Annotated in this window: 13 protein-coding genes; 3 read left to right on the plus strand and 10 right to left on the minus strand. The window is 41.3% G+C overall.

Annotation, left to right across the window (positions count from 1 at the left end; genetic code table 11):
• Positions 1 to 7 precede the first annotated feature (7 nt).
• Positions 8 to 415: a hypothetical protein gene (locus U5K72_02405; GenBank protein MDZ7717656.1), complete on the minus strand. Its 408-nt coding sequence runs from the start codon at positions 413 to 415 to the stop codon at positions 8 to 10.
• Between the two features lie 214 nt (positions 416 to 629).
• Entirely contained in the window at positions 630 to 1,499 is an 870-nt protein-coding gene (locus tag U5K72_02410; GenBank protein MDZ7717657.1) for a hypothetical protein, read from the minus strand.
• Between the two features lie 451 nt (positions 1,500 to 1,950).
• Here U5K72_02410 and U5K72_02415 point away from each other — a divergent pair, with 451 nt between their 5' ends.
• Complete coding sequence (locus U5K72_02415; GenBank protein MDZ7717658.1) at positions 1,951 to 2,859, plus strand: polysaccharide deacetylase family protein; 909 nt, start codon at positions 1,951 to 1,953, stop codon at positions 2,857 to 2,859.
• Positions 2,860 to 2,991: 132 nt separating this feature from the next.
• On the opposite strand, the gene U5K72_02420 is transcribed toward U5K72_02415, so the two are convergent.
• Positions 2,992 to 3,450 carry a hypothetical protein gene (locus U5K72_02420; protein MDZ7717659.1) on the minus strand — a complete coding sequence of 153 codons (459 nt, stop codon included), beginning with the start codon at positions 3,448 to 3,450 and terminating at the stop codon, positions 2,992 to 2,994.
• A 228-nt stretch (positions 3,451 to 3,678) separates the two neighbouring features.
• Here U5K72_02420 and U5K72_02425 point away from each other — a divergent pair, with 228 nt between their 5' ends.
• On the plus strand, positions 3,679 to 4,368 hold the full coding sequence (locus U5K72_02425; GenBank protein ID MDZ7717660.1) for a dienelactone hydrolase family protein: 690 nt from the start codon (positions 3,679 to 3,681) through the stop codon (positions 4,366 to 4,368).
• 97 nt (positions 4,369 to 4,465) lie between these two features.
• Here the strand turns inward: U5K72_02425 and U5K72_02430 are convergent, their stop codons facing one another.
• Both U5K72_02430 and U5K72_02435 read right to left on the minus strand, forming a co-directional pair.
• Positions 4,466 to 4,663: a dodecin family protein gene (locus U5K72_02430; protein MDZ7717661.1), complete on the minus strand. Its 198-nt coding sequence runs from the start codon at positions 4,661 to 4,663 to the stop codon at positions 4,466 to 4,468.
• Between the two features lie 53 nt (positions 4,664 to 4,716).
• Positions 4,717 to 5,163, minus strand: a complete 447-nt coding sequence (locus tag U5K72_02435) for a DUF2267 domain-containing protein (protein ID MDZ7717662.1) — start codon at positions 5,161 to 5,163, stop codon at positions 4,717 to 4,719.
• Positions 5,164 to 5,504: 341 nt separating this feature from the next.
• Here U5K72_02435 and U5K72_02440 point away from each other — a divergent pair, with 341 nt between their 5' ends.
• A complete protein-coding gene (locus tag U5K72_02440) occupies positions 5,505 to 5,756 on the plus strand; it encodes a hypothetical protein (protein ID MDZ7717663.1) in 252 nt (83 codons plus the stop codon).
• Positions 5,757 to 5,960: 204 nt separating this feature from the next.
• Here U5K72_02440 and U5K72_02445 read toward each other — a convergent pair whose 3' ends face one another.
• The 5 genes from U5K72_02445 to U5K72_02465 form a co-directional block, all read right to left on the minus strand.
• Positions 5,961 to 6,530, minus strand: coding sequence for a putative PEP-binding protein (locus U5K72_02445; protein ID MDZ7717664.1), 570 nt, complete (start codon positions 6,528 to 6,530; stop codon positions 5,961 to 5,963).
• A complete protein-coding gene (ppsA, locus tag U5K72_02450) occupies positions 6,415 to 8,406 on the minus strand; it encodes a phosphoenolpyruvate synthase (protein ID MDZ7717665.1) in 1,992 nt (663 codons plus the stop codon). The genes U5K72_02445 and ppsA overlap by 116 nt, the downstream gene beginning before the upstream one ends.
• Before the next feature lie 79 nt (positions 8,407 to 8,485).
• The gene (locus U5K72_02455) at positions 8,486 to 9,244 is read right to left on the minus strand and encodes an SDR family oxidoreductase (protein ID MDZ7717666.1); all 759 of its coding nucleotides are present in this window, start codon (positions 9,242 to 9,244) and stop codon (positions 8,486 to 8,488) included.
• Between the two features lie 798 nt (positions 9,245 to 10,042).
• Entirely contained in the window at positions 10,043 to 10,738 is a 696-nt protein-coding gene (locus tag U5K72_02460) for a response regulator transcription factor (protein ID MDZ7717667.1), read from the minus strand.
• Positions 10,713 to 12,122: a PAS domain S-box protein gene (locus tag U5K72_02465; protein MDZ7717668.1), complete on the minus strand. Its 1,410-nt coding sequence runs from the start codon at positions 12,120 to 12,122 to the stop codon at positions 10,713 to 10,715. The genes U5K72_02460 and U5K72_02465 overlap by 26 nt, the downstream gene beginning before the upstream one ends.
• Between the last annotated feature and the right edge of the window lie 34 nt (positions 12,123 to 12,156).

Consider the following 12,156-nt stretch of genomic DNA (forward strand, 5'->3'; position numbering starts at 1 on the left):
ACGGTTCCTATTTATCTGATCGGTCAATCATTCGGATCCAGGAAACCAGAGTAATAAGTATGCCGGTCACCCCATAGATCAATTGAAGAGGAGGATTCGAAATATAACCGATCATATATATTTCAACGGCGATCCATATCATAAGAGCAATACCCGTAATAAAGGAACCTGTAATCGCCCAGTCTTTGCCTTTCCACAAACCGGCATAACAGATCATCGGAAAGATGCCCAGTACCACAAAAAGTATCACGCCGGGAATTAAATAGGTGTCAAATATTGAGTTTAATAACCATTCCTGCGGAATGCCTAAAGCCTCACCGGTTGGATCCAGGATCAAGCCAAACCCTCCTGCCAAACCGCTCAGTCCTTGAAAGCCGACCAAAATATTTAGAATCCTCTTGAATAAAGTTTTCATACTCTGTAATCTTGATTTTACTGTTCTGCTATAAAATAGAATAGATTACAATAATTTTGAATAGGGAAAATTCCTATAATCAGTTAGATATGCCTGGAACCCAAGCAGATGTAGAAGCTTATTATCTTTTCACTCCGACCATTCAACCAATTTGATCCATAAAAAAAGCGGTGAGATCACTCCCACCGCCTGAATAAACATTGAGTTTTATTCTTTAATCCCGGATGCCAAAGTATTTCTTAACCTGCTCATAATTGTTGAGATCGATTGGCAGGCTTTTAGCTTTGGCATTTAAACTCTTGCCCCCGGGGATAAGTACATAACGAAAATCTATTTTCGTACTAAGCACCATTGGAAGAGTCGTAGAATTGTCTGGATCCAAATAGCCAATCGTCAATTGCTGAGGTTTTAACTCAAAAAAGAAACTATATTTGGGGTTAGCCGGGGTATCTCCCTTACCTATGGGAAGTGAATAAATAGACTGTGTATTTAAATTTGTATAAACCTTAACAACACCACTATCTAATATTTCTTGTGTCATTGCGTTTGCTGAAATATCAAAATAACGATATTTGGTTGCATTAAATGTCCCCTCTTCCCATTGCTGTGGATTTACCCAATCTGAATACATTACATTGGCTGTCCCTTTCAGATTGATAGGCGTACCCCAACCACTGTCGGTTTTTGGGCCATAAAGATCGAATGTTGACGTGTTCAAAAAATAGTCGCCGGGTTGTCCCATTCCTGCATCAGGGGCTGAGGTTCCCGAATGTATTTGACTGCCGTCTTCGCCATCTTCACCGTCTGCCCCGGGAGGTCCCTGTAAACTAAGCGGTGTACCCCAACCCGACTCATTTTTCGGTCCGTAAAGTTCAGCATTATCACGGTCCAGATAATAGTCACCAACAGATCCAGTGTCAGAAGAGGGTGCGCCGGTTCCAGCCAATATCATACTGCCATCTTCACCGGCGGGTCCTACAGGTCCCTCAGGACCTTGTTCACCAGCCGGACCTTCAGGGCCTTCGGGTCCTTCACAGGCCATAAAAATTCCTAACCCCAAAACCAGTGATAAACATAGAGTCATGAGTCTTTTTAAATAAATGATTGAGCTTTTTTCTAAGTAGTTATTCATTGTAAGTGCTTTTGATTATTTCTCTAATGAAATGAAAGTGTTCTGTAGCTATTGATACTTCTGTTAGATTGGTTTTTCATTAAATTTATAGCCATCTATTAGTAGAAGTGAGCCTGTTTATGTAAGGCATCTGATCGGCTAAAAAATAAAATTGTGTTTGCAGAAGCCAAAACCATCCCGGCCTTCAACTTCAAAGAATCAGTTCTTCAAGTTGATCTCTAAGTCAAATACCATCAGTTGTACTTTTCAATCTAAATCTTCAAATTTGAAGATTGATTAACCGATGTCTAACCATCATCCAGATAAACATGTTGATATGATTTTCTCAAACTCTCTCAAATGCACACTATTCATTTTGATATCTATTGGACTTAGCCTGAACCCTAAAACCTCTTACTCCCAAATGAATCAATCTCAAACCCTTGCCGAACAACTGGGCTACCCAGCCGATGCTAAACTCCTTATTATCCATGCCGATGATTTAGGTGTTGCCCACTCAAAAAATGCAGCCGGTACTTCAGCCTGGGAGCAGAACGGTATCAATTCGGCCTCCATTATGGTTCCTACACCCTGGTTTCCTGAAATTGCGCACTATGCCAATAAAAATCCCAGGTTCGATTTGGGCCTGCACCTCACATTGACCTCCGAATGGATGTATTATAAGTGGGATGGCGTGCTTCCATCAAACGAAATTTCTACCCTTTTAACTGACAAAAATTACTTCTACCCAACAGTAGCTGAGGTGGTGGAAAATGCCGATCCCACTGAGATTGAAAATGAGATCCGTGCCCAGGTGGAACGTGCATACCAGTTTGGCCTTGAGCCAACTCACCTCGACAGCCATATGGGTACGTTGTTTTCTCATCCCGAATTTTTTGAAGCATACCTGCGAGTCGGAGAGGAATACAGACTTCCGGTTCTGGTTCCTGATAATTGGATTGAAGATGCGATGTTTTCTGATGAAGAGGCACGAAATCGAATTATGCAACTGTCTGAGGAGTACCCGGTACATGTACAGGAAGTGATTATGCTGGATTCAAGCACTCCTGAAAGCGATTGGTTTGAAAAATACGACAGCGAAATTAAAAACCTGGAACCTGGCTTAAACGAAATTTTGCTGCACCCCGCGTATGATGATGCCGAGATGAATGCCATGACCATAAACTACCATCATAATTTTGGTGCCGAATGGCGCCAGCGCGATTACGACTATTTTACAAGCCAACGAGTGAAAGATCTCCTTGAAGAAGAGAAGATCAAACTGGTTACATGGCGGGAAATTCAGAAATTAATGTATCCGGATTCAGAATAGCGACCCGGTTGAATAGAAATCGCATTTTTCAAAGCACCACAAATCTCTAAAAGATATTCCATTTAACGCGTTTACCGGTTAAAGGACCTTCAAGCGTCCGCAGGTCCTTGAAGCGTCCTTTTTGGTGATTTACTATAAGAAGACGTGACGCTTGAAAGACTTCCGCTCCCAGGCAATCCAGTGTGGATGTCCGTTTTCATCGCGAAGTCTGAGTAACTTATTCCCTTGTTTTAATTCTTGTGCAACTATTGCGGATTTGTCATTCAAATCCATCCGTGATCCTATTACTGAAATGGTTTCTCCTTTTTTAAATTTTTCATGTTGCATTTTCATATACCATACAGGTCCAAGGTAAATCGGAATCAGTTTTTCATCTGTCTGCAGTATCAACTCCATGCCTTTACTTTCGCTGTTGTCTTTACCTGAATATGTGATATCAACAACTTTACCAGATATTTCTTCAACGGTATTCACATCAAATTCCCGATGATAACCCTTTTGTCGATTCTTGTATTGATATCCGGCAAGAGCAACACCTGCTAAGGTAACCAGAGCAGCTCCGCCTGCAATTACTTCATTCCTTACTTTCATAACTCCCTCCTTATTACGGTTCTCTTTTTAAAAACTGTTCAAATCAAATCTGAAAATCCAATTACTATTACCTAATGCGCACGTAATTAAATACCGACTGTAGTTGTAAGGGAATGGATTACATGGTTTATAGCTAAACCGAGGAGTAGGTCTTATGGGCTGCACCTATGGCGTAACACTTAAATAATCGGGAGTTTTTAATATAAACTTGAATTAGGGGAGAGATAAATGATGATGAACATAAAGCAGGTAACCATCCCGATTGGGGATGATGATATTTCCGCAACGATTAGCAAACCGGATGTTGCAAAAGGAATTGTGATTTTTTCGCATGGTTTGGGCAGCGGACGATTCAGCCCGAGAAATGTTAAAATTGCCAACCAATTGCAAGATGCCGGTTTTGCAACACTCCTATGCAACTTGCATGATAGGCAAGAGCAGGATGCAGATTCTGTAAGTTTTGATCTCAAAAAAATAGCTTTACGCCTGGTGTTGATTGTTCTGTGGTTAAAAAATCAAAGTCAGTATGATAAGTTGCAGCCTGCTCTTTTCGGATCAAGTACAGGAGCTGCAGTAGCAATAAAAGTTGCTTCCGAGCTGGACGGGATTATCAAAGCCCTGGTATGCCGGGGAGGACGAGTTGATCTTACCGAAGAGTATGTGGCCAAAGTAACGGCTCCAACACTGCTTATTATTGGTGAGCTTGATTTTCATCTTATTGAGGTTCATAGAAAAATCTTTAAAAAACTTACTGCCCAAAAAGAGATGGCCATAATTCCGGGTGCTTCTCACCTGTTTGAAGAACCCAAAAAACTCGAAGAGGTCGGAAAAATTTCGGTTGAATGGTTTAGTAAATTTTTGAACCAACCAAACCCGGAGCACAAACGGATAGATGTAGATATTGAAGATAAAGTATAGCTTGCCTTAGCAGGCAAATCACACATATCAATCATTTAAAAAGGGGTCCAAAAAATTGAACCCCCTTTTAGATCCTGAATTTTACCTCCCATAATTTCTAATTCAAAACAAATGTAATCTTCGCATTTACTCTGTATGTTTTAATAGTGTTACCTTCAACAATCCCCTGAATGTTTTCCACATACACGCTCTTAATATTATGAACGGTTTTGGATGCATCAATCACGGCATTCTCAACGGCTTCTTCCATCGTTGATCCTTCTGCTATCACTTCTATTACTTTTGCTAATGACATAATCTCACCTCATGTTTTTGTTATCGTTTCCTGCTTTCTTACTCCATTGTGTTTTACCAAACCGCTGCATTTTGAATTTCCTTGTCCCAAAGATTTGCAATATCCTTTGGCATAGATTGTTTTACATCGTCTAACTCCCCAATACTTACATGTTCATGTAAAACTCCCAAAACAGAGCTTAATGCTTCCTCGGCAGACAATTCGTTGGACGGGCCCAACTCCTTTCGTATCCTGTCAAGAAATTGTTCAGCGTTCATTTTTTCTCGTTTGCCAGATGGCCGGTATCCTTCAAAAAAGTAACCCCGTAACAACACGGGAAGTTGTGCCGAAAGATGGAATGCTTCTTCAAGGGTGGTTCGGTCTCTGATGGCATGCAAAACAGCTCGCAATGCATTAAAAGCCCAGTCTTCTCTTTCAGGGCAACTGGTTCTCTCAACCACATCGTAAACCCACATTAACGTTTCTTTGCATTGTCTGTCAAAATGGACCTTTGTATTCATTTTTTCTCCAAATCCAATTCTTTTCGCTTCTTCTACACCAATATTTGAAATTCAATTCTATTTACTGTAATCCCCCGTAAATCAAAATCGTAGTCTATTATCTCATCCTTTAATAGGGGTACTGATTACATGCAGAGATGAATGACACTATTAAAAATAAAAGAATAAGTACCCTGGGCTCACTTTTACGTTTTGATACCTTTTTACCGCAGAATACTCGTGGTTTTCCCTACATTTATAATCGGGAAAATTCTATAAATAAGGTTGAATCCGTTGTATTAAAATCCACTGTTTATCTGCATACATTTATAACAGACATTAGATAATCTAAGGTGTGTATTATGAAATCAGAGATTCAAATAATTAAAATTAAACTCGATGTCCCCGATTCAGTGATTGAATATTTTCAACGTGAACAACAGTGGGAAAACGAGGGAGGCGCAATTCCCCGCAACGAAGAAGCTGAACTTGAACATGATATTCAGGTTCCGCTAAAACCAGGCATCTCTTACTTTGTGATGGATGGCCGGCTTGATATTGATGGTGACCATCTGTACTACATCGCTGATATTCACCAGGATAAACAGGGCTGAGTTGTAAACCCACCAGGCATTCAGAAATACAACCATGTTTGAGAAATTGTTCCATCGGCTGAGGGCCGCGCTTTCCTTTACCAAGAAGCATGCCGGCCCTGTTGCTGAGCCTGAACTGCAGTTGCTAAAAGCATTACAACCATCAGCAAAAAGCTAAATTTTACGTTTTTCATCACTCTTCTCCTTTATTTTTAATTCGTCTCTTTAGGTTATTTGATATTCTAAGTTCCTGGTCGATCTTTTTTCTGCATCCGTTACTTTATGAATCACATCGATCACACTATCCGGCACCACTGAAATGGAGTCGATACCACATTCTACAAGAAAAGCGGCGTATTCAGGATTATCACTGGGTGCCTGGCCGCAAAATCCTACACTCGTTTCTTCCTCATGCGCCCGCTCAATCACTTCGCGAATAGCTGTTTTTACAGCCTCGTCATTTTCACTGAACAGGTGGGCCATCTCTCTTGAATCTCTGTCTACTCCAAGGATGAGTTGTGTCAGATCATTGGAGCCAATAGAAAATCCATCAAACATTTGTGCAAATTTTCCTGCTAAAATATAGTTCGACGGAATTTCACACATCATATATATTTGAAGGCCTTTTTCTCCCCGATTGAGTCCATTATCAGCCATTACGGAAAGCACTCGCTCTGCTTCATCCAGCGTACGGCAAAATGGAATCATAACGATCACATTGTCCAGACCAATCTCTTCTCTCACTTTTTTCAGAGCCCGGCATTCCAGCTTCAAACCCTTCACGATATCCTTCACTGTAGTACCTTGAAGCACCTCTCCAGCCAAGCATTGGATTTTCTTCATGAGGTTCAAAATGCCGACCACCAATCAAACCTGCATATTCATTGGTTTTAAAATCACTGGTGCGAACAATCACCGGATTTGGATATTGAGAGGCCGCTATTTTAGAAATTCCGCTTGCCAGGCGATCTACAAAATAGAGCTTCATATCACTGTAGCCGGACGTGAGTTTTCTGATTTTTCTGAATTCGTCTTCATTGTCAATTTTCTCGGGATGAACCAGGGCCATCGGGTGGATTTTTATATGATTGCTGATAATAAACTCCATCCGCGCAAGCCCGATCCCTTTTACGGGAAGTTTCCACCATTTAAATGCCGATTCGGGTGTGGCAAGATTCAACATTATCCGGGTATGTGGCTCCGGAAGGTCAGACAGATCTGTTTCATGAACATCAAATTCAAGCAAGCCGTTATACACATAACCGGCATCTCCTTCGGCACTGGATAGCGTAACCTCCATTCCGTTTTCAATAACCTGTGTGGCATCTCCGGTTCCAACAACTGCAGGAATTCCCAATTCTCTGCTAACAATAGCGGCATGGCAGGTTCGACCGCCAAAATCGGTTACAATTCCAGAGGCCCGCCTCATCGCCGGAACCCAGTCCGGTTCAGTCATTTCTGTAACCAGAATTGTATTCTCATCAATATCTTTTAAATCGGTGGCATCCCGAATCAATTTAGCTTTCCCGTTTGCAATACTGCTGCCTATGCTTACCCCGGTTACAAGTGTTTCATGTTTTCCGGGTTTCAAATTGTAAGATTTGAAATAACCGTTTTCTGCCACTGAGTGAATGGTTTCGGGGCGAGCCTGAAGGATATAGAGCTTCCCGGTTTCATCTTCTTTCACCCATTCAATATCCATCGCTTTTTGATAGTGGTTTTCGATAGCTACACCCCATCGGGCCAGTGTCAGAATCTCTTCGTCATCCAATACAAATTTATCTCTTTCTGCAATATCTGTGGGAACAGTTATTGTGTTTCCATTTTTATCTGTGGCGTAGATCATTTTTACCTCTTTTGAACCGAGGGTTTTTTCAATGATTGGCTTATAGTCTGTATTGCTCAGATGTGGTTTAAACAGATAGTACTGATCCGGATTTACCGTTCCTTTTACAACCGTTTCGCCCAGTCCCCAGGCTCCTGTAATTACAATGGCATTTGGAAATCCTGTTTCCGTATCTACGGTAAACATTACGCCGGAAGAGCTTTTATCTGCCCGAACCATCTTTTGAACGCCCACCGAAAGAGCTACTTTCAGGTGATCGAATCCCATCTTTTCCCGATAGATAATAGCTCGATTTGTGAAAAGTGATGCATAGCAGCTCTTACAGGCACTCAACAGACTTTCGGATCCATTTATATTCAGATACGTTTCCTGCTGACCTGCAAAACTCGCATTGGGCAGATCTTCGGCTGTTGCACTGCTTCTCACGGCTACATCAACAGTAGCATTTCCGGAGTGTTTCGAAGATTTTTCCTGGTATTTTTTACATAATATTTTGTAGGCATTATGAATTCCCTCTGCCAAGGGGGTTGGAAACGTACTTTTAAGAAATAATTGCCGGATTTTTCGTCCCGCCTCATCCAACTCCACCTCTCCATTTTGATATGCTTTTAAAATATCCTGAACGGGGGGCTCAAGATTATTGGAATGAATAAAATCCCAGTAAGCTTCGGAGGTTGTTGCAAATCCGTCCGGCACAGAAATTTGTTCTTTTTTAAGGTGACGTATCATCTCCCCAAGCGAAGCATTCTTCCCGCCAACAACCGGCAGATCCTGTATGTCCATTTCAGAAAACCAAATGATGTAGGGTTTAGATAGCTTATTCATAATTTTTTTATGTTATATTTTTTTGCTGATTTGGCACCTCATATCTATCAGACTGTTGCATTCTTTTGGCATTTCTATATTATGGAACCGTATATCCTCCATCTACCAGTAACGTATGTCCTGTTACAAACGAAGATTCATCAGAGGCAAGCCATAAAACAGCATCCGCAACTTCTTCCGGCCTGCCCAACCGCCCCATGGGATGAAGATCCACAACGCTTGCTTTCATCTCCTCGTCGGTTGTAATACCGGCCTTTTCTAACATGGGGGTTTCAATAAAGGCGGGAGCGATGGCATTGATGCGAATTCCTTTGGCTGCATATTCCAATGCCGCCGTTTTAGTAAGACCAATTAAACCGTGTTTTGCAGCTGTATACGCGGGTGCATTTGCAAATCCAACCGTACCTAAAATTGATGAGACATTAATAATAGATCCTTCACCATTTTTCAGCATAGCCGGTATTTCATGCTTCATACAGAGCCATTGACCTTTCAAATTAATATTCATCACACGGTCCCACTCTTTTACAGAATAATCGGCTGTTGTTGCTAATTCGCCACTCACACCGGCATTATTGCAGGCAATATCTAATTGTCCATATTCACGAAGGGTTTCTTTAATTAATTGCTTTACCTGTTTTTCATTGGAAATATCAGCAACAACAGGTATAGCTCGCCCACCCTGATTTTCTATCATTTTGGCAGTTCTGAACACCCCTTTTTTATCAATATCGCAAAGAACCAAAGAAGCGTCTTTATTTGAGAATATGATCGCCACCTCTCGTCCGATACCGGATGCTGCACCAGTAATAATCGCAACTTTATTGTGTAACATCATCGTTATACCTCCGGCAGTAATTTTAAAATAGATAGTACCGGAACTTGTCAGGCTCCGGCACTGAATTCTTCAGTTAACTTTTATCTCTTCACCTTATACATTTTCAGTTGACTAAAATGCATTAAATACCCGGGTTTGCTAACCGGACCTCACATAGGAAAGAAAAGAAGAGTTGGACACATAGTTTGCAGTCTGAGCCTGAAACAGGTTGTAATGGAAGGCTGATTTTTTCTTTAGGGATTTTCCTTACAATCGCCTTTGTAGCAGGCAAAACAGGAGTACCTGAGAGTCTGTTAGCTCCTGACAGAGTTCGGATAATTACTGATCCTTATCGATCAGTTCCCTCCCCATTTTATACTGATGGCTGGCATTATTTACGGAATGACAATTGCCAGGACAGTTTATCCCGTTATGAGGCTTATTTTTACAAACTGCCACCGGTAGCAACTAATTTTGCCCAAAAGCGGGGCAACACCATTGAGGAAGTGACAGTTAATTTACCCGTAGTTCCAACTTTCAAGTATAAGGAAGATCTCTCATCCTTCGGCCTTGATTGGTGGAGGGATTGCATGGTTTGCAACACAGCACGGGAGAAATCGCTCTGCGCGCTCGCCTTGTGAGCATTCACAGAGTGTACCCGTGCGGGCAAACCATGCCCCGAAAGCAATCATAGCCGGGAGTTTTTGATTCCTTTTGGCGGTCCAAAAGGAATAGGGAAGAAACGGTATGAGGCTTTTATGTTGTATCAAGACGTATTTTTATGAATCTGTCACTGGTAGGATGTAGGCATTTCACAACCTAATACTCGCTTTCTACCCACTTCACGGCATGATACATCATCTCAGTAGAGTTCTTAAAGCTCAATTTTTCCTTAATCCTGGATCGATAGGTTTCTATGGTTTTGGAGGCCAGGTGTAGTTGATTTGCTATTTCGTTGCTGCTTTTACCTCTCCCAATCAGTTCAAATACTTCAAGTTCGCGATCACTTAGTACATCCACAGGAGATGTAATGGAATTCTTTTTTCCCTGCATAGCATTCATTAATAGTTTTTCAGAAATCTCTTCGCTAACATAAATACCTCCCCCAAGTATTTTTTTTATAGCCTTCAGCAAGGTTTCGCTTTTTTCAAATTTCATTACATATCCTTTTGCCCCGGCTCGTAACGCGCGTTCTGCATAAAGAGATTCCTCATGCCTGGAGACCATCAAAATTTTTTGATCAGCCTTTTGGAAGATCACATTCTTTACAAGTTCAATCCCGTTCATACCGGGAAGAGATACATCTACAATCATTAAATCAATATCATTATCATCCAGTTTTTCCAACACCTGCTCAGCTGTTTTCAGCTGGTACACCACTTCGTAGCCAAGTTCAGATTGAATGGTGCTTGCAAGTCCTTTCCGCATCATCGGATGATCATCAACAATCAATATTCTTTTTTTAAATGTTTGATTCATAACGCCTCCATTATCTCCCGATATCCCCAGGTTCATTAAAATGTTCAAGATTGTTTGGTATGATGCATTGTACTCGTGTTGTTTCATCTTCTGTTCGAGAGATATCCAATATTCCGCCGAGCATTTCAGCCCTGTACTTCATGATTTGAATACCTGAACCTCCTTTCTGAACAGAATTCGGATCAAATCCCTTACCGTCATCTTCTATAGTAACAGATGTATGAAGTTTATTCTTTGCAAGGCGTATGAGAATCGCTTTTGCCTCAGCGTGTCTTACGGCATTATTTACCGCCTCCTGTACAATCCGGTAGATATGAAGTGCCATGTAGGGGTTCTCAAATTCAACCTGTCCACTTTCTGTATAGGAACAGTTTATGTTGTACATTTTTGGAATTCGATTCGCTAAATTCCCCAAAGCAACACACAGCCCCATTTTTTCCAGATCTACCTGTACCAGGCCACGGGAGAGGGTTCGGGCATATTCATCAGCATCGTTAATCATTTCTGAGATTTCCTGAACTTCATCGGCACCGGGAACCTCATTAGCTTTTAGTTTCCTGGCAAGATTTTCCGCAACCATCCGGGTGCCGGTAAGCATTTGTCCTAAGCCGTCATGCAGATCCCTACCAATTCGCCGCCGCTCCTCATTGGCAATGTCCAGTACTGTTTTTTCCAGCTCTCTTTTTTGGGACAGATCCCTGATTATACCCAAAAACATTCGTTCTCCCTTCCAGGGAACTTCACTTACGGACAGGTTTATGTGAAAAATTGTCCCATCTTTACGTAAACCTTTAAAATCAATTTTGCCACCTTTTGTAATCGTGTCGTCCAAACCTGTAAATCTTTTCAGAAACAGATCTTGATTTTCACTGTAGAAGGAGGGAATAAGCAGGTGTACTTTTTTGCCAATGACTTCCTCTTTTTGGTAGCCAAACATTTCGACAGCGGCAGGATTAAAACTCAAAATATCTCCTCTCTTATTGGTCGTTATAATTGCGTCAACGCTTGTTTCGAGAATGGTTTCTTCAAGAGCTTTAATCTGCTTAAGATTACGCTTTGCAATTTCCAGCTTTTCAATGCTGTTCAGCGATATCACGCAGTATTGATTTTTTAGATCCTCATCGAACGTGGTCTTTGACCGAACATTCAGCCAAATTCGACTGCCGTCTTTACATTTTCCCCTCCATCTTTCATTGTGCTTATCATCGTGGCTGCATCTTTCCAGTAAGCATTTGAAAGGCATCTTACAATCGCACAGAACTCGAATTGATTTCCCGACGATTTCGTAGTGTTTATAGCCGAATATACGTTCGCAAGCGGGGTTCCAATATTCAATAATACCATCGGAATTGATCACCAAAATCCCGTGCTGAATAGAATTCAGTATCTTTAAATGAGACAAGGTTAATAATTCCTGCATTGATTCTCCCTTTTACTATGACTCAATACACTCA

The organism is Balneolaceae bacterium, from assembly GCA_034521495.1.
In the GTDB taxonomy this organism is placed as follows: domain Bacteria; phylum Bacteroidota; class Rhodothermia; order Balneolales; family Balneolaceae; genus Rhodohalobacter.

What these genes read in the sequence shown, in the direction of transcription:
- U5K72_02405 (MDZ7717656.1), bottom strand. Translation starts at nt 415, where the DNA reads ATGAAAACTTTATTCAAGAGGATTCTAAATATTTTGGTCGGCTTTCAA.
- U5K72_02410 (MDZ7717657.1), bottom strand. Translation starts at nt 1,499, where the DNA reads ATGACTCTATGTTTATCACTGGTTTTGGGGTTAGGAATTTTTATGGCC.
- U5K72_02415 (MDZ7717658.1), top strand. Translation starts at nt 1,951, where the DNA reads ATGAATCAATCTCAAACCCTTGCCGAACAACTGGGCTACCCAGCCGAT.
- U5K72_02420 (MDZ7717659.1), bottom strand. Translation starts at nt 3,450, where the DNA reads ATGAAAGTAAGGAATGAAGTAATTGCAGGCGGAGCTGCTCTGGTTACC.
- U5K72_02425 (MDZ7717660.1), top strand. Translation starts at nt 3,679, where the DNA reads ATGATGATGAACATAAAGCAGGTAACCATCCCGATTGGGGATGATGAT.
- U5K72_02430 (MDZ7717661.1), bottom strand. Translation starts at nt 4,663, where the DNA reads ATGTCATTAGCAAAAGTAATAGAAGTGATAGCAGAAGGATCAACGATG.
- U5K72_02435 (MDZ7717662.1), bottom strand. Translation starts at nt 5,163, where the DNA reads ATGAATACAAAGGTCCATTTTGACAGACAATGCAAAGAAACGTTAATG.
- U5K72_02440 (MDZ7717663.1), top strand. Translation starts at nt 5,505, where the DNA reads ATGAAATCAGAGATTCAAATAATTAAAATTAAACTCGATGTCCCCGAT.
- ppsA (MDZ7717665.1), bottom strand. Translation starts at nt 8,406, where the DNA reads ATGAATAAGCTATCTAAACCCTACATCATTTGGTTTTCTGAAATGGAC.
- U5K72_02455 (MDZ7717666.1), bottom strand. Translation starts at nt 9,244, where the DNA reads ATGATGTTACACAATAAAGTTGCGATTATTACTGGTGCAGCATCCGGT.
- U5K72_02460 (MDZ7717667.1), bottom strand. Translation starts at nt 10,738, where the DNA reads ATGAACCTGGGGATATCGGGAGATAATGGAGGCGTTATGAATCAAACA.
- U5K72_02465 (MDZ7717668.1), bottom strand. Translation starts at nt 12,122, where the DNA reads ATGCAGGAATTATTAACCTTGTCTCATTTAAAGATACTGAATTCTATT.